The organism is Paracidovorax citrulli, from assembly GCF_900100305.1.
In the GTDB taxonomy this organism is placed as follows: Bacteria; Pseudomonadota; Gammaproteobacteria; order Burkholderiales; family Burkholderiaceae_C; genus Paracidovorax; species Paracidovorax citrulli.
This window is the reverse complement of record NZ_FNEY01000018.1, coordinates 14,218-30,205: the sequence shown is the minus strand read 5'-3', so window position 1 is coordinate 30,205 and position 15,988 is coordinate 14,218. Positions and strand designations below refer to the sequence as shown.

Annotated in this window: 16 protein-coding genes; 7 read left to right on the top strand and 9 right to left on the bottom strand. The window is 71.9% G+C overall.

What is annotated here, in order from left to right:
- Positions 1–13 precede the first annotated feature (13 nt).
- Complete coding sequence (locus BLR99_RS13260) at positions 14–1,111, top strand: NAD(P)H-dependent flavin oxidoreductase (protein WP_011793456.1); 1,098 nt, start codon at positions 14–16, stop codon at positions 1,109–1,111.
- Here the strand turns inward: BLR99_RS13260 and BLR99_RS13255 are convergent.
- Genes BLR99_RS13255 through BLR99_RS13240 form a run of 4 tightly spaced genes read right to left on the bottom strand, consistent with a single transcriptional unit; the run spans position 1,089 to position 5,641 of the window.
- Positions 1,089–2,120, bottom strand: a complete 1,032-nt coding sequence (locus BLR99_RS13255; protein WP_011793455.1) for a capsular polysaccharide synthesis protein — start codon at positions 2,118–2,120, stop codon at positions 1,089–1,091. The genes BLR99_RS13260 and BLR99_RS13255 overlap by 23 nt on opposite strands.
- Entirely contained in the window at positions 2,117–3,178 is a 1,062-nt protein-coding gene (locus BLR99_RS13250) for a glycosyltransferase family 2 protein (RefSeq protein ID WP_228193911.1), read from the bottom strand. Before BLR99_RS13250 ends, BLR99_RS13255 begins: the two co-directional genes overlap by 4 nt.
- The gene (locus BLR99_RS13245; protein WP_011793453.1) at positions 3,175–4,338 is read right to left on the bottom strand and encodes a glycosyltransferase; all 1,164 of its coding nucleotides are present in this window, start codon (positions 4,336–4,338) and stop codon (positions 3,175–3,177) included. The genes BLR99_RS13250 and BLR99_RS13245 overlap by 4 nt, the downstream gene beginning before the upstream one ends.
- A 10-nt stretch (positions 4,339–4,348) precedes the next feature.
- Positions 4,349–5,641: an O-antigen ligase family protein gene (locus BLR99_RS13240; RefSeq protein WP_011793452.1), complete on the bottom strand. Its 1,293-nt coding sequence runs from the start codon at positions 5,639–5,641 to the stop codon at positions 4,349–4,351.
- 173 nt (positions 5,642–5,814) lie between these two features.
- On the opposite strand from BLR99_RS13240, the gene BLR99_RS13235 reads away from it, so the two are divergent.
- The gene (locus BLR99_RS13235; protein WP_011793451.1) at positions 5,815–6,762 is read left to right on the top strand and encodes a glycosyltransferase family 32 protein; all 948 of its coding nucleotides are present in this window, start codon (positions 5,815–5,817) and stop codon (positions 6,760–6,762) included.
- Between the two features lie 51 nt (positions 6,763–6,813).
- On the opposite strand, the gene BLR99_RS13230 is transcribed toward BLR99_RS13235, so the two are convergent.
- The 4 genes from BLR99_RS13230 to radA form a co-directional block, all read right to left on the bottom strand.
- Complete coding sequence (locus BLR99_RS13230) at positions 6,814–7,020, bottom strand: zinc-finger domain-containing protein (protein WP_011793450.1); 207 nt, start codon at positions 7,018–7,020, stop codon at positions 6,814–6,816.
- Between the two features lie 40 nt (positions 7,021–7,060).
- Entirely contained in the window at positions 7,061–7,999 is a 939-nt protein-coding gene (locus BLR99_RS13225) for a branched-chain amino acid transaminase (protein ID WP_011793449.1), read from the bottom strand.
- 44 nt (positions 8,000–8,043) lie between these two features.
- The gene (locus BLR99_RS13220; protein ID WP_011793448.1) at positions 8,044–8,517 is read right to left on the bottom strand and encodes a hypothetical protein; all 474 of its coding nucleotides are present in this window, start codon (positions 8,515–8,517) and stop codon (positions 8,044–8,046) included.
- Positions 8,518–8,749: 232 nt separating this feature from the next.
- A complete protein-coding gene (radA, locus tag BLR99_RS13215; protein ID WP_011793447.1) occupies positions 8,750–10,129 on the bottom strand; it encodes a DNA repair protein RadA in 1,380 nt (459 codons plus the stop codon).
- A 288-nt stretch (positions 10,130–10,417) separates the two neighbouring features.
- Between radA and BLR99_RS13210 the strand changes: the two genes are divergently transcribed.
- The 3 genes from BLR99_RS13210 (at position 10,418) to BLR99_RS13200 (ending at position 12,531) form a co-directional block, all read left to right on the top strand.
- Positions 10,418–10,792 carry a hypothetical protein gene (locus BLR99_RS13210; RefSeq protein WP_046059903.1) on the top strand — a complete coding sequence of 125 codons (375 nt, stop codon included), beginning with the start codon at positions 10,418–10,420 and terminating at the stop codon, positions 10,790–10,792.
- 129 nt (positions 10,793–10,921) lie between these two features.
- Positions 10,922–11,917 (top strand): 2-dehydropantoate 2-reductase, encoded by a 996-nt coding sequence (locus tag BLR99_RS13205; protein ID WP_017439593.1) that lies wholly within the window; start codon positions 10,922–10,924, stop codon positions 11,915–11,917.
- Positions 11,914–12,531 carry a glutathione S-transferase family protein gene (locus BLR99_RS13200; protein WP_011793444.1) on the top strand — a complete coding sequence of 206 codons (618 nt, stop codon included), beginning with the start codon at positions 11,914–11,916 and terminating at the stop codon, positions 12,529–12,531. Before BLR99_RS13205 ends, BLR99_RS13200 begins: the two co-directional genes overlap by 4 nt.
- A 220-nt stretch (positions 12,532–12,751) precedes the next feature.
- Here BLR99_RS13200 and BLR99_RS13195 read toward each other — a convergent pair whose 3' ends face one another.
- Positions 12,752–13,531 carry an IclR family transcriptional regulator gene (locus BLR99_RS13195; RefSeq protein ID WP_011793443.1) on the bottom strand — a complete coding sequence of 260 codons (780 nt, stop codon included), beginning with the start codon at positions 13,529–13,531 and terminating at the stop codon, positions 12,752–12,754.
- 119 nt (positions 13,532–13,650) lie between these two features.
- Here BLR99_RS13195 and BLR99_RS13190 point away from each other — a divergent pair, with 119 nt between their 5' ends.
- Both BLR99_RS13190 and fahA read left to right on the top strand, forming a co-directional pair.
- Complete coding sequence (locus BLR99_RS13190) at positions 13,651–14,655, top strand: Bug family tripartite tricarboxylate transporter substrate binding protein (protein ID WP_017439930.1); 1,005 nt, start codon at positions 13,651–13,653, stop codon at positions 14,653–14,655.
- 27 nt (positions 14,656–14,682) lie between these two features.
- Entirely contained in the window at positions 14,683–15,948 is a 1,266-nt protein-coding gene (gene fahA, locus BLR99_RS13185) for a fumarylacetoacetase (protein ID WP_074687276.1), read from the top strand.
- Positions 15,949–15,988 lie beyond the last annotated feature (40 nt).

Below are 15,988 nucleotides of genomic sequence, written 5' to 3'. Positions count from 1 at the left end.
CCGGAGACCCGCCATGCCGACGCCCGTCCCTCCATCCCGCCGCACTCCGCTGTTCGACCGCCTGGGCCTCACCCTGCCGATCGTGCAGGGCCCCATGACCGGCTCCGACACGCCCGCCCTGGCTGCCGCCGTGTCCGAAGCCGGCGGGCTGGGCATGCTGGGCTGCGGCATGCGCTCGCCCGCCGCCATGGCCGAAGCCGCCGCCGAAGTGCGCCGCCGCACGGCCCGCCCCTTCGGCATGAACCTCTTCGTGCTGGAGATGCCCGCGCCCGACGCCGCCACGGTGCGCGAAGCGCTGGACCGGCTGGCGCCGCTGTATGCCGACTTCGGGCTGGAGCCGGCCGTGCCCGCGCAATGGTGCGAAGACTTCGAGGCGCAGTTCGAGGCCCTGGTCGAGGCCCGCCCGGCCGTCGCGAGCTTCACCTTCGGCATCCTCGGCGCGCGCCAGGTGGAGCGGCTGCAGGCGGCGGGCTGCGTCGTGATCGGCACCGCCACCACCGTGGCGGAGGCCCGTGCCTGGGCCGACGTGGGCGCCGATGCCGTCTGCGCCAGCGGGCTCGAGGCCGGCGGCCACCGGGGCACCTTCCTGGCCGACTTCGAATCCAGCCAGGTCGGCACGCTGGCGCTGGTGCCGCCGTGCGTGGACGCGCTGCGCATTCCGGTCATCGCGGCCGGCGGCATCATGGACGGGCGCGGCATCGCCGCCGCGCAGGCCCTGGGTGCCGAAGGCGTCCAGATGGGCACGGCCTTCCTCGCGTGCCCCGAGTCGGCCATCGGCCCGGCCTACCGGGCCGCGCTGGCCCGGGCATGCGAAACCGATACGCGCATCACCCGGGTGTTCTCGGGCCGGCCCGCGCGCGGCATCGTCAACGCCACCATGGAACAGTTCGCCCCCTGGGAAGGCAGCGTGCCGGCCTACCCGGTGCAGAACGCACTGATGGGCCCGGTGCGCCGTGCGGCCGCCGCCCAGGGCCGTGCCGATGCGCTGGCCCTCTGGGCAGGCCAGGGCGTCGCGGCGGTGCGGCCGATGCCGGCCGGCGAACTGGTGGCGCTGCTGGCCAGGGAATGGCGGGCAGCGGCGGGCGGGGTCAGCGCGGGCTCGCCGGCGTGACCGCGCCGGTTTCCGCCATGAGCTGCCGCGCGGCGATGCTGTCCGGAAGGTACAGGCCCCGCGCCAGATAGTCGTCCAGCCGCCTGCGGTCGGGCGCGCGCAGTTTGATGAGGGGCGGCAACGCGCCCGTGGGCCGCGAGAACAGCAGCCGCAGCTTGAGCTGCGTGCGCCGCCAGCGCCCGAGCATGTGGTAGTAGAACGGCCCGTCTTCCGCGCGGGCCAGCGCCAGCCGGTAGCCGCCGCGCGCGCGCAGGATGAACTGCAGCGCCAGGTGCATGCTGAGGTAGTCCGGCGCGTCGATGTACTGACGCACCTCCTCGTACACGCCCAGGGCCTGCAGGTGGGCGATGTATTCGTGCCCCGAGCGGTGGATCACCTGGGTCGTGAACTCCTGCTGCAGGTCGGCGATGAACCGGCTGCCCGGCGGGGCGGCCATGAACCAGTTCTCCACCACCGGATAGGCCGCATCGCGGGTGTGGCGCCCGAGGTAGAAGCCCACGAAGTCGGCCGGGGTGCGCTCCTGCTGCGCCAGCACCCAGTCCAGCGGTGCCGTGAGGATCGTGCTGGCATCCACCCAGATGCCGCCGTGCAGCCGCAGCAGTTCCAGACGGATCCAGTCGGCGCGTTTCGCGGGCGACACGTCGTCGAGCACGGCCGGAATGTCCGGCAGCCACGCCCGGGCGGAAGCATCGTCCAGCAGGCGGATCTCGTAGCCCGGGCTGTTGCGCCGCCAGTTGGCGAAGCAGCGCTGGATGAGCAGCGGTGGCGCGGCCCCCTTCCAGTAGGCCCAGATGACGCGCGGAATCGGGGGCAATGCCGAGCGGTCCGTCCCGTCCTCGCCACCCTCCGGAACCCCGGGAGCCGGCGCGATGGCATGCAGTGCGAACGGCGGCGGGGGGCAGGCTTCGAGCTGGCGCGGCCACAGGCCGTAGAACCAGCGCAGGGCGCGCGCCAGCCAGAGTTCGCCGTGCGTCTTGAGCGTGGGACGGGGAAAGGCAGGCAGGTTCATCGTTGGCGGAGCGCGTGGGCGCGCAGGAATTTCAGGTACCGCAGCCACCAGCCGCGCCGCAGATAGGCGCGCGCCAGCGCACCGGCCGGCAACGGCGATACGGCGGCGAAGTCGGCGCGGATGCGGTCGGCCACGGCGTCCAGCGCCGCCGGGTCGGCGCCGTCCTGGCCGGCGGCGCGGGCCACCACGCGCATGGCGCCCATCAGGTTGCGTGCGCTCTGGTGGGCCAGCGCAAAGCGCAGCGCCGCGTCCCCGGCATCGGGCCGGCCACGCAGCGCTTCGCCGAAAGCCCGCAGCGCGGCGGACTGGTCCATGGCCTTGGGCAGCGTCATGGTGGCCAGGATGCTGCCGCCGCGCTGGCGGTAGGCCACCCAGGGCCGGGGGGCATGCCAGTAGCTGCGTGCGCGCAGCAGCGCCAGCGGCATGGTGGCCATGTCCTCGAAATACCGGCCGGCCGGAAAGCGCACCGTCTCCGGCCAGAGGTCGCGGCGTGTGATCTTGGACCAGGCATGCAGTTGCCCCGTGGCCAGCAACCCGGCCAGCAGTTCCGGCCCGCCGGGGCGCAGCACGGCGTGCGGGCCGGCGAAGGTGCTGCGGTGGCCCTCGCCGCGCAGGCGGTGTTTCAGGCGCGGGCGCTCGCGCCAGACGGCGAAGTCGCACAGCACGGCGTCGGGCGCATGCAGGCGCACCACCTCGCGCAACCCCTCGATGGCGCCGGGCAGGAGCTTGTCGTCGGAGTCGAGGAACCAGAGGTAGTCGCCCCGCGCCGCGGCGATCATGGTGTTGCGCGCGGCGCTCAGGCCCGCGTTGCGCTCGTGGCGCATCAGCCGGAGGCGGCCGGGCCAGCGGGCATCCAGCGCGGCCATGGCCTCGGCCGAGCCATCGGTGGAACAGTCGTCCAGCAGCAGCACTTCGACACCCGCGTCGGCCGGCGCCTGGGCCAGCACCGATCCGACGCACTCGGCGAGGTAGTCGCGCACGTTGTAGACGGGCACGAGCACGCTGAGCCAGGGCGCGGCGGCAGGGCCTGCCACCATCGGGGGGGAAGAGGGCGTCATGGCGCAGCGGGCGATTCGCGCAGCAGGCCCTCCAGCAGGGCTTCGTACCGCGCCGTCATGGTGGGCAGGCCGTAACGCGCCACGGCGTCCTCCCGGGCGGCGGCGGCCATGCGGGCGGCGGCATCGGCATCGGCCAGGAGCCGCTCCAGTGCATCGGCGAGCGAGGCGAAGTCGCCCGGCTCGGCCAGCAGGCCCGTGCGCCCGGGCGCGATCACCTCCTGCACACCCACCACGCGACTGCCCACCACGGCGCAGCCGGCGGCCATGCCTTCGATGAGCGACAGCGGCATACCTTCGTAATGCGTGGAGAGCACGCAGATCTGCTGGCCCATCAGCAGCCCCGGCACGTCGGCGCAGTGGCCGATGAACTGCACCTGGGGCAGCAGGTTCAATTCACGCGCCAGCCGCTCGGCCGCCTGCCGTGCGCCGGGCTTGCCGCCGCCGGCCAGCCGCACGGGCGGCGTGAGGCCGCGATCGCGCAACAGCGCCACGGCGCGCAGCAGCGTGGCGTGGTCCTTCTGCCGCGCGAAGCGGGCGGCCATCACGATGCCGGGCTCGCGCGCGGCGAAGGGGTGGGCGGCGGCCTGGGCGAAAGGCTCCAGCCGCACGCCGTTGGGAATGGCGTGGATGCGGTCCGGCGGAAATCCGCGCTCCTGCAGGGTGGTTCGCACGCCTTCGGAAACGCCGACGATGGCGGCCGTGCGCCGCGCCAGCCAGCGCGCCTGGGCCAGGCGCCAGGCGGTGTAGCGCTCGCGGGAGTTGTGCTCCACGTGCACCAGCCGGGGCACGCCCGCCAGCAGGCCGGCATAGCGGCCCCAGAGATGCTCGCTGAAGCCGTGCGCGACCAGGATGTCCGGCCGCCAGCGCCGGCACAGGGCCGCCAGCGCCCACACGGTGGCCGCATGCGCCCAGCCGGGCACCAACTCCACCGCCAAGTTCTCGGCCCGCAGCGCCGCCACGCGTTCGGGCGTGGTGGTGCGGCGCTTGGAGCGCAGCGCCAGCAGGGCGTCGAAGCGGCCGGAGCCCGCATGCGCGCGCACCAGATCGACGGCCACCTGCGTGGCGCCGGAGAAGCCGCCGGTCACGAAATGCAGCACGCGCGGCCGCCGCGCGGGCGGCGTGCCCGCGGCCGCGGCGGCGTGGGACGTGCGCGCGCTCATGGCACGGACTTCATACCCTGGCGCCCGCCGCCGGCATCCTCATGCCCAGCAAGGCCGCCCATGTGATCATGTTCATGAAGATGTAGAACATGATGCCGCTGTTGTGCGCGAAAAACACCTGCGTGAGCCCGAAGCCGGCATAGAGCACCGGAATGCACAGGCCGGAAAGCCGCAGCGCCAGCACCTGGGCGCGCACCGGTTCGGGTTCGGCGGCCAGCGCGGCCATGCGGCGGCGGCTGGGCCAGAAGAGCGCGAACGGCACGCCGTAGAAGCACAGCAGGAGGATCACGCCCCCGATGCCGGTCTTGACGAAGACGTCCAGCGGTTCGTTGTGGACGTAGATGTACTCCATGATCGAGGGCTCGTATTGCTTCGCCGCCACCCGCACGGCCTTCTCGTGCATGTAGCCGGCCATGCCCCAGCCGGTCCAGGGCCGCTCCATGCCCACGTTCCAGGCGAACCGCCAGTGCTCCAGCCGCTGGCCGACGGAATTGTCGGCCTCGCCGTGGGTGTCGTACTGCGTCACCTCTTCCTGCATCCGCTCCCAGCGCTTTTCCATCACGTCCCAGTTCATGGCCGTGAGCACGGCCAGCGCGGCGGCCAGCACGGCGGCGATCGCGGTGATCCGCCCCGGATGCAGGCGGTGCAGCAGCCACAGGCCCATGGGCAGCGCCAGCAGCAGTGCCAGCCAGCCCCCGCGGGATTGCGACAGCACCGAGGCATTGAGGGCCCCCAGCGCGGCCACGACCGCCAGCCATGCGGCCGCGCGCGGAAGCTGGCGCCACAGCACGATCAGTTGCAGGGCCAGCATCGAGCCCAGCAGCAATGCCAGGTTGCCCCACTGGATGGCGTTCGTGCGGCCTGTCGGGAACCCGGAGGCCCGCAGCGCGCCCTGCACATGCACCTGCCACAGCGCCACCAGGCCCGCGCCGATGCAGCCCGCGAGCAGCCCCCAGAACAGCGGCCGCGGCCGCGGCGGCTGGGAGGCGATGAACAGCCCGCAGACGGCGCCCAGCATGAACTTGATGGGCCGGTCCCACCGTCCCATGGCTTCGCGCGGGTCGGACATCACGCACCACAGCAGCCCCATCGCGAGAATCACCGCGACGAGCGCCAGGGTGCCCCGGTCGGGGCGCAGGCGCGCCCAGCGCGGCAGCGTGGCCAGGGCGCCGAGCAGGAGCAGCACCGCTCCGTACGAGTAGCCGGACGGCAACGTCAGCGCCAGGGCCGGCAAGAGAAAAGCCACCAGCGTAGTCCATTGGCGCTGCCAGGGCGCCGTGCCCAGAAGAGACGGAATGTGCATCGGGGAAAAAGGAATTCGTAGGGATCCAGGCGCCGCGCCCCGAACCGGCGTGCGGCAGCCGCTATCGTTTCAATCGAACAATTGGCGCGGATCGTAACCCGGTGGCCAGCGTGCAGAATGCCGCCGTCGCGTATCCGGGCCTTTTGCTGCCATTCGGTGCCTCTTCTGACTTCATGACACATTCACTCCCCGCTTTCGCCTTCCGCGCCGTGTACGCCCTGCTGGCCCGGCTGCGCCCCCGCACGGCGGCGGCCTATGCCGGCAAGGCGCCGGCTGCGCCCGCCGCGCCGGACGAAGGGACCGGTGCCATTCCGCGCCGCATCTGGAGCTACTGGCACAGCGTGCAGCCCGATGCGTTCGTGGAGCGCTGCGTCGCCAACTGGCGCGCCCAGTGCCCGGGCTTCGAGGTGCACGTGCTCAACCGACAGACGGTGCGCGACCGCGTGCCGCCTGGCGACTGGCCGGCAGGCTTCGAGCAGCTCGACCCCGTCAAGCAGTCGGACTGGATCCGGCTCTACCTGGTGAGCCGCTTCGGCGGCTACTGGCTGGATGCCACCGTGCTGCTGACCCGTCCGATCGACTGGCTGGAAGCGATGCGTGGCGCGCAGGGCGCCGATTTCGCGGGCTTCTATCTGCAGGGCTACACGCAGGACGCGCAGTTCCCGGTGGTCGAGAACTGGACCTTCGGCGCGCCGTCCGGCGGCGCCTTCGTGACCGCGTGGCAGCGCGAATTCCACCATGCGCTCTTCGAGGTGGGCACGGCTGCCTATCTGGCGGCCCGGCAGGCCGAGCCCGGCTGGGAGGCGCTGCTGCAGGGCATTCCCGACCCGGTGTATCTGCTGGGGCACGTCACCGCGCAGCGGGTGCTGCGCCAGGGCGGCGCGGCCCATCGCCTGGCGCTGGCCAGGGCGGAAGACACGGCTTTCTTCTACCAGAAGGCCGTGGGCTGGAAGTGGTACCTGCTCTACCCGCGCCTCTGCCTGGTGCCGGCCGATGCGGAGGTGCCGCCGCTGGTCAAGCTGCGCGGCGGCGAGCGGCGGCATTTCGCGCAACTCTTCGCACGGCATGGCGAACCCGGCTCGGACACCCTCTGGGGCCGTGCCTGCCGGCCACGGAAGTAAGCCGGCACGGCAGCGTGGAAGGAGCGCCCGCGCGCCGGCCCGGGCAACCGGTCAGTGGCCTGCGCGGACCACTTCGCCCGCCTTCAGGCGGTACACCGTGCCGCAGTAGGGGCACTTGGCCTCGCCCGTGTGGGCCACGTCCAGGTACACCTTCGGGTGGGTGTTCCAGATCTTCATGTCGGCCTTGGGGCTCGGGCAGAAGACGCCGCCCTGCGGGTTCAGGTCTTTGGCGAGCAGTTCGATGATGGCTTGCGTCATGGTGGGGTTCGCGCTGTGAGGGCAGGAAAGGCGGAGGAAGTCAGACCAGCGTGAGCCAGTGGGCGTATTTCGGATTGCGGCCGTTCACGATGTCGAAGAACGCGCTCTGGATCTTCTCGGTCACGGGGCCGCGGGCGCCCGCGCCGATGGCGATGCGGTCGAGCTCGCGGATCGGCGTCACCTCGGCGGCCGTGCCGGTGAAGAACGCCTCGTCGGCGATATACACCTCGTCGCGCGTGATGCGCTTTTGCACGAGCTCGATGCCGAGGTCGCGGCAGATGTGCAGGATGGTGTTGCGCGTGATGCCGTTGAGCGCGCCGGCCGACAGGTCGGGCGTATAGACCACACCGTCCTTGATCACGAAGATGTTCTCGCCCGCGCCCTCGGACACGAAGCCGGCGGAATCGAGCAGCAGGGCCTCGTCGTAGCCGTCCTCCGTGGCCTCCATGTTGGCCAGGATGGAGTTGGTGTAGTTGCTCACCGCCTTGGCCTGCGTCATGGTGATGTTGACGTGGTGGCGCGTGTAGCTGCTGGTCTTCACGCGGATGCCGCGCTGCATGCCCTCTTCGCCGAGGTAGGCGCCCCAGGCCCAGGCCGCGACCATCAGGTGGATCTGGTTGCCCTTGGGCGACACGCCCAGCTTCTGCGAACCGATCCAGGTGAGCGGCCGCAGGTAGCAGGAAGCGAGCCGGTTCTCGCGCACCACGGCGCGCTGGGCCTCGTTCACCTCGTCCCGCGTGAAGGGAATCTGCATGCGCAGGATCTTGGCGCTGTTGAAGAGCCGCTCGGTGTGTTCCTGCAGGCGGAAGATGGCCGTGCCCTGCGGCGTCTGGTAGGCCCGCACGCCCTCGAACGCGCCGCAGCCGTAGTGCAGCGTGTGGGTGAGCACGTGGATCTTGGCATCGCGCCAATCCACCATCTGGCCGTCCATCCAGATCTTGCCGTCACGGTCGGCCATCGAGGGAACTACGGGGCTCATGGGAATCCTTTTTCCGGGGGCATGCTGTCGCAAAACCGGCGATTTTACGGCGCGGACGGCCCCACGGAGGGCGCTGGCGCGTCGGAAGCGCCGGCCGCCGCACCGCCGGCCCCGGCGTCCGCTTCCGCCGCCGGACGCACGAGCTCCCACGCGGCGAGCCGGCCACCACGGAACTCGCAGGTCACGTGCGACTGCGTGCCGTCCGTCCAGCGGTAGCGCTCGGGCTCCTCGCCCTGGGGCGACAGCAGCTCGCCCAGCGAGCGCGTCATGGCCACCACGTGCATCAGGTTCACGCCCTCGCGCAGGCGGGCGTTCAGCATGACGGCGCTGCCCACGTAGCCGATGGGCCGGTCGGCGGCCTTGCGCATCACGTTCATGAGCCGCGTGAAATGCAGCAGCGCCCACATGACCAGGCCGCCGCCGACGGCGAAGATGCCCTGCCAGCCGTACGAGCGGTAGGCGGCGATGACGAGCAGGGCGATGAGGACGGGAATGAAGAAGCGGCGCAGCAGGTTCATGCGCCGATTGTCGTCGGCCGGAGCAAGCCCCTCGCTGTGGATGGTGCTTACAGGAGATGCCGCAACCGCGGCCAGGCATTGCAATGCCTCACGCACCAGCACGGCTCCACCGCTCGGAAGGCCGCGGAGCAGGCCATGCCAGCGGACGCCGTGGAACGGGCTTCGCCCGGCCACTGGCGGCGTCCCCCTGGGGGGGGGGAAGGCGCCGAAGGCGACTCAGGGGGGGAGAAATTCACCCCATGCCGCGGACCACTTCCATGGCCTCTTCCACCCGTTCCACCGCATGGATCGTCAGGCCCTCGATGGGCTTCCTGGGCGCGTTGGCCTTGGGCACCACGGCCATCGTGAAACCGAGCTTGGCGGCCTCCTTCAGGCGCTCCTGGCCGCGCGGCGCAGGGCGCACCTCGCCCGCCAGCCCGACTTCGCCGAAAGCGATGAAGCCCTTGGGCAGGGGCTTGCCGCGCAGGCTGCTGGTGATGGCCAGCATCACCGCCAGGTCGGCCGCGGGTTCGCTGATGCGCACGCCGCCCACGGCGTTCACGAACACGTCCTGGTCCATGCAGGCGACGCCCGCGTGGCGGTGCAGCACGGCCAGCAGCATGGCGAGGCGGTCGCGCTCCAGGCCCACGGACAGGCGCCGGGGGCTGGGCCCGCCCTCGTCCACCAGGGCCTGGATCTCCACCAGCATGGGGCGCGTGCCTTCCAGCGTGACCAGCACGCAGCTGCCGGGCACCGGCTCGCTGTGCTGGCTCAGGAAGATGGCGCTGGGATTGGTCACGCCCTTGAGGCCCTTCTCGGTCATGGCGAACACGCCGATCTCGTTCACGGCGCCGAAGCGGTTCTTGATGGCGCGCACCAGCCGGAACTGGCTGTGCGTATCGCCCTCGAAGTACAGCACCGTGTCCACCATGTGTTCCAGCACGCGCGGGCCGGCCAGCGCCCCTTCCTTGGTCACGTGGCCCACGAGGATGATGGACACGCCGGTGGCCTTGGCCGCCCGCGTGAGGTGCGCCGCGCATTCGCGCACCTGGGCCACCGAACCCGGCGCGCTGGTGAGCTGGTCCGAATACACGGTCTGGATGGAATCGATCACGGCCACGGCGGGCTGCGTCGCCTCGACGGTGGCGAGGATCTTCTCGAGCTGGATTTCCGCCAGGACGTTGACCTGGCTGTGGTCCAGCCCCAGCCGGCGCGAGCGCAGCGCCACCTGCGCCCCGCTCTCCTCGCCCGTCACGTAGAGCGTGGGCAGGCCCAGGCGCTGCAGCGCATCCAGCGCCTGCAGCAGCAGGGTGGACTTGCCGATGCCCGGATCGCCACCGATGAGGACCACGCCGCCCTCGACCACCCCGCCGCCCAGCACCCGGTCGAGTTCCTCGATGCCGCTGGCGGTGCGCGCCACGTCGGCGGCCTCGATGGCCGACAGCGGCGTCACGGCCTGCGACTGCGCCAGGCCCGCATGCTGCGGCGTGCTGTAGCGATTCTTGCCCGGCCCGGCTTCCGCCACCGATTCCACCAGCGTGTTCCAGGCCCCGCAGGCAGGGCACTTGCCAAGCCAGCGCGGGCTGGTGCCGCCGCATTCGGTACAGGTGAAAACGGTCTTGTCTTTGGCCATGGGGAAAGCGTATCCGGGGGAAGGGGAAGGGGAAGGCGGAGAAAGAGAAAGAGGGACGCACCGTACCGCGATGCACGAGGGACCGACCGCCCGGCGCCGGGAGCGCGAAGAAGCCCTGCAGGAGGCGATTTTCACGGCCGGTTCGCCGGTCCCCGGAGGCTGCACGGCTGCGAAACCGTAAGCAATTGCGTCGTCAACCCTATCCTACTCTGCGCGGGCGAAGCACTCCCTAGGATGGACCTCCCGGTGGCATGGCGCCGCCTTGTTTCCAGAACGGAGAACGAATCTATGACCAAGAACACCGCACTTTCCGCATCGCGCCGCTGGCTGGTGGCCGCCCCGATCGCTCTGGCTTCGGTGCTGGCCCTGTCCGCCTGCGACCGCAACAAGGAAAGCAACGTGAACACCACGCCCTCCAGCACGCCGGCTCCGACCACCGCACCCGCCGCGTCCGACGCCGGCAGCATGGGTTCCGGCAGCACGGGCGGCACCGGCAGCATGGGCGGCACCGGCACCAGCTCCGGCGGCACGGGCACCACCACGGACGGCTCGACCGGCACCACCACCCCCTCCACACCGTCCTCCGGCGGTGCGGTCTTCGGCGGCACGGCGCCCACGCCCCCCGCCTCCGCGGCATCCGACGCCGCCAGCGCCGCGCGCTGACGCATTTCTCCATTCCACGGGCGCGTACCGCGCCCGCAGCACAATAGCCCCTCGGGCCCGGCGCATCCATTTCTGTGCGCCGGGCGGTCCCGCGCCCGCGGCGGCGCGATCCCGAGAAGGCAGGAAACGATGCAGGTTGCGATCTATGGTACCGGCGCCATCGGCGGCTGGCTCGGCATGGGGCTGTCGCGCGGCGGTGCCGACGTGTCTTTCGTGGCGCGGGGCCCCACGCTGGACGCCTTGCGCACCCAGGGCCTGCGCTGCATCCGGCCGGATGGCACCTGCGAGGCCGCGCCCGTAGCGGCCCACGACGACCCGGCCGCGCTCGGTGCGCAGGACGTGGTCGTCCTGGCCGTCAAAGCCCCCGCCCTGCCCGACGTGGCCGCGCGCATCGCCCCGCTGCTGGGCCCCAAAACCACCGTGCTCACGGCCATGAACGGCGTGCCGTGGTGGTTCCTGGAGGGTTGCTCCGGCCCGGCGCATGGAAGGGAACTGGCTTCCGTGGACCCGGGCGGCTCGCTGGCACGCGCCATTCCCGCCGAACGGGTCGTCGGCGGCGTGGTGCATGCCAGCTGCTCGGTCGATGGGCCCGGTGTCGTGCGGCAGCATTTCGGCAACCGGCTCATCCTGGGCGAGGCCGTCGGCGGCATCACCCCGCGCCTGGAGGCGCTCTCGGCGCTCATCGCGCGTGGCGGCATCGAGGTGGAACAATCCCCGCGCATCCAGCAGGACATCTGGTTCAAGCTGTGGGGCAACATGACGATCAACCCCATCAGCGCCCTGACCGGCGCCACCACCGACCGCATCCTCGACGACGACCTCGTGCGCGGCTTCGTCTCCGCCGTGATGCTCGAAGCCAAGGCCATCGGCGAGTGCCTGGGCCTGCGCATCGACCAGCAGCCCGAGGACCGGCACGCGGTGACGCGCAAGCTCGGCGCCTTCAAGACTTCCATGCTGCAGGACGTGGAGGCCGGCAGGCCGCTGGAGATCGACGCCCTGGTGGGCGCGGTGCACGAGCTCGGCCGCGCCACCGGCGTGCCCACGCCCCATACCGATGCGCTGCTGGGCCTGGTGCGCCTGTTCGCATCCAACCGCCTTTCCCTTCGCAACGAGACCCGACCATGACCCCAGCCCTTACCCTCTACTACGCTCCCGGCACCTGCGCGCAGGCGGTGCGCATCGCCCTGTGCGAAGCCGGCGCGGAGCACCGCCTGGTGCGCCTCGACTTCCCGGCCGGCGAGCAGCGCAGCCCGGAATACCTCGCGGTCAACCCCAAGGGCCGCGTGCCCGCCCTGGTCACCGAAGAGGGCACGCTGACCGAGACGCCCGCCCTGCTCGCCTACGTGGCGCAGCGCTTTCCGCAGGCGCGCCTCGCGCCCACCGACGCCCACGGCTTCGCGCGCATGCAGGAGTTCCACAGCTACCTGGCCTCCACCGTGCATGTCGCCCATGCGCACCGCCCCCGCGCGGTCCGCTGGGCGGACGAACCCGAGGCCATCGCCGCGATGCAGCGCAAGGTGCCGCAGAACATGACCGAGTGCTTCGAGCTGATCGAGCAGCACAGCCTCGGCGACGGCCCCTGGGTGATGGGCGACCAGTACACGGTCGCCGACGGCTACCTGTTCACCGTGGCCGGCTGGCTGGCCAGCGACGGGGTGGACATCGCGCGCTTTCCCAAGGTCCACGCTCACTCTCAGCGCGTGGCGGCGCGCCCGGCGGTACAGCGAGCACTGACCTGAAAGAAAGGACACCCCCCTGAGCGGCTGCGCCGCTTCCCCCCGCTCTCGCCGTACTGCGTACGGCGGGCAGGGAGACGACGCCAGTGGCCCGGCAAAGCCGGTTCCACGGCGTCTGCTGGCATGGCCTGCCCCGCGGCCATCGGAGGGGTGGCGCCGTGCGGGCTTCCATGGAACGTGGTGGCACGAGGTGCATACGGGGGGATGCGCCGCGTCATGGGCATCACCGCAGCGCGGCTTCGTCGCTCCACGCGAAGTGCACGCGCGGCTCGATCTGCGCGATCTCCGCGCGCAGCAGCGACGCCAGGCGGGCGGCCTCGCGCTGCGTGAGGCGCGCGACGGTGGTGGACAGGCTCACGGCAGCGAATGCGCAGCCGCCCGGATCGCGCACGGCGTGGCCCACGGCGGCGGTGTTGGTGTTCAGGCAGCCACCGCTGCGGGCATAGCCCAGGGCCCGCGTTTGCGCGATGAGCGTGCGCAGCGACGGCACGTCGAGCCCTCCGTAGCGCCCGAGCACTCCCGCATGGGCCGCGAGCGACGCCTCCACCCGGGCATCGTCCTGCGCGGCCAGCAGGGCCAGGCCCGCGGCGCCCACGCCCAGCGGCCGGCGGCCGCCCACGGTGACGGACAGCGGCGGATCGAGCCGTTGCGCATGGGTGTGGTCATGGCAGACGGCTTCGAGGCCGCTGCGCACGAACAAGTAGGCGGCGTAGCCCGTGGCCTCGGCCAGGCGGCGCAGGTGGGCCGCGAAGAGCGGCGCCACGTCGTGCCGCGCGCGGGCGGCCAGCCCCACCTCGAAAGCAAGCCGGCCCAGCACGTAGCCGCGCCCGTCGGGCAGCAGCGTCACGAGGCGCGCCTGCGCGAGGTCGCGCAGCAGGCGGTGCACGGTCGGATGCGGTATGCCCGACTGGCGGGCGATGTCCGACAGCGAGAGTCCTCCCGCGTCGTAGCGCGAGAGCTGGTCGAGGATGCGCAGGACGCGGTCGAGCACCACGGTGGTCATGGCGCCAGCATACCCGGAGGGGAATGGAATCCCGCCGCTTCTTGTCCACACCGTGGACAAACCGCTGGCGCGGCCGGGAAGGCTGGCAACAATCGCGGCAACCACCACCAGGAGACCGCATGCGTTCCATCCCTTCCGCTTCCCCCTGCATGCCGCGCCGCGTGGCGATGCGCGCCGCCGCGGCCCTGCTGCTGGGCGCCGCCGCCGGTTCCCTGGCCGCGCAGGAAGCGTTCCCCTCCCGCCCCGTCCGCTTCATCGTGCCCTACGCGGCCGGCGGCACCACGGACCTCGTGGTGCGCACGGTGGGCGCGCGCATGGCGCAGACGCTGGGCCAGCCCGTGGTGATCGACAACCGCGGCGGCGCGGGCGGCAACATCGGCATGGATGCGGTCGCCAAGGCCGCGCCCGACGGCTACACCGTGGGCATGGGCGCGATCTCCACCAACGCGCTGAATCCGCACATCTACAAGAAGATGCCCTTCGACCCGCGCAAGGACTTCACGCCCGTGGGCCTGCTGGGCCAATCGACCATCGTGCTGGAGGCCGGCCCCGCGCTGCCCGTGAAGAACGTGGCCGAGCTGATCGACTACGCGCGCAAGCATCCGGGCCTGCCGTTCTCCACCGCGGGCGCGGGCACCTCCATGCACCTGGCCGGCGTGCTGTTCGGCCAGTTGAGCAAGACCGAATGGACGCACGTGCCCTACAAGGGCAGCGCGCCGCTCATCACCGACCTGATCGCGGGCCAGGTGCCCGTGGCCTTCGACAACCTGCCGGCCTCGCTGCCGCACATCCAGGCCGGCAAGCTGCGTGCGCTGGCCGTGGCCGGATCGCAGCGCTCGCCCGCGCTGCCCGACGTGCCCACCCTGGCCGAAGCGGGACTGGCCGGCTATGCGGTGGAACCGTGGTTCGGGGTCTATGGCCCCGCGGGCATGCCGGCCGCCGTGGTACAGCGGCTGGAGAAGGCCCTGCAGGAAGCGCTGGCCGACCCCGCGGTGAAAGACCGCCTGCAGGCCGCCGGCTTCACGCCGCGCGGCTCCTCCGCGGCCGAACTGGGAGCACTGACGCTGCGCGAGTACGACCGCCTGGGTCAGGTGGCCCGCGCGGCCGGGATGACCGCCGACTGACCGGACCCTGTCCAGCAAGGACCCGCCATGCCACAGCACACCGACGCCACCCATGACCCGTCCCTGCGCAGCTGGGTCGAATCCGCCAACGCCGCGGGCTGCGATTTTCCCATCCAGAACCTGCCCTTCGGTCGCTTCCGCGCGCACGACGGCAGCGCCCGCATCGGCGTGGCCATCGGCGACCGGATCCTGGATCTCCAGGCCGCCGGCCTCGTGGCCGGCGACGACATGAACGCGCTGATGGCCGCAGGGCCGCAGGCGCGCCGGGCCTTGCGGACGCGCCTTTCGCAGGGCCTCGCCGCCGGCAGCGCGCAGCAGGCCGCATGGCAGGACGCGCTGCTGCCGCAGGCGGGCACCGGGATGCTCATGCCCTGCCGCATCGGCGACTACACCGACTTCTACACCAGCGTGCACCACGCCACCAACGTGGGCCGGCAGTTCCGCCCCGACAACCCGCTGCTGCCCAACTACCAGTGGGTGCCGATCGGCTACCACGGCCGCGCGTCCTCCATCGGCGTGAGCGGCGCGGCGGTGCGGCGTCCCCGCGGCCAGCTCAAGGCCCCCGAGGCCGCGGCCCCCGTGCTCGCGCCCAGCCGGCGGCTGGACTACGAACTGGAGCTGGGCTGGTTCGTCGGCACGGGCAATGCGCAGGGCGAGCCCATCGGCATCGGCGAGGCGGAGGACCACCTGTTCGGCGTCGCGCTCTTCAACGACTGGAGCGCGCGCGACATCCAGGACTGGGAATACCAGCCGCTGGGCCCTTTTCTCTCGAAGAACTTCGCGAGCACCCTCTCGCCCTGGGTGGTGACGCTGGAGGCGCTCGCGCCCTTCCGCGCGCCCTTCACAAGGCCCGAAGAAGATCCGCAGCCGCTGTCCTACCTGGATTCTCCCGACCACCGCGCCGCGGGCGCTTTCGCGATCACGCTCGAAGTGCTGCTGCAGACGGAGCGCATGCGCGCCGAGGGCCTGCCGCCCGCGGTGCTCTCGCGCACCGACACCACGCGCGCCGCCTACTGGACACCCGCGCAACTGGTGGCGCACCACACGGTGAACGGCTGCAACCTGCACAGTGGCGACCTGCTCGGCTCGGGCACGCTGTCGGGCCCCGGCCCGCAGGAGGCAGGCTCCCTGCTGGAGCTGGCCGCGGCCGGCCGCCAGCCCGTGCGCCTGCCGTCCGGCGAGGAGCGCAGCTTCCTGGAGGACGGCGACACCGTCACGCTGCGCGGCTGGTGCGAGCGCGAAGGCGCGGCGCGCATCGGGCTGGGCGAGGCCAGCGGCACGGTCACCGGCTGACGGCGGCCACCACCGGCGTCGAGCGCCCCGTACGCCGGCC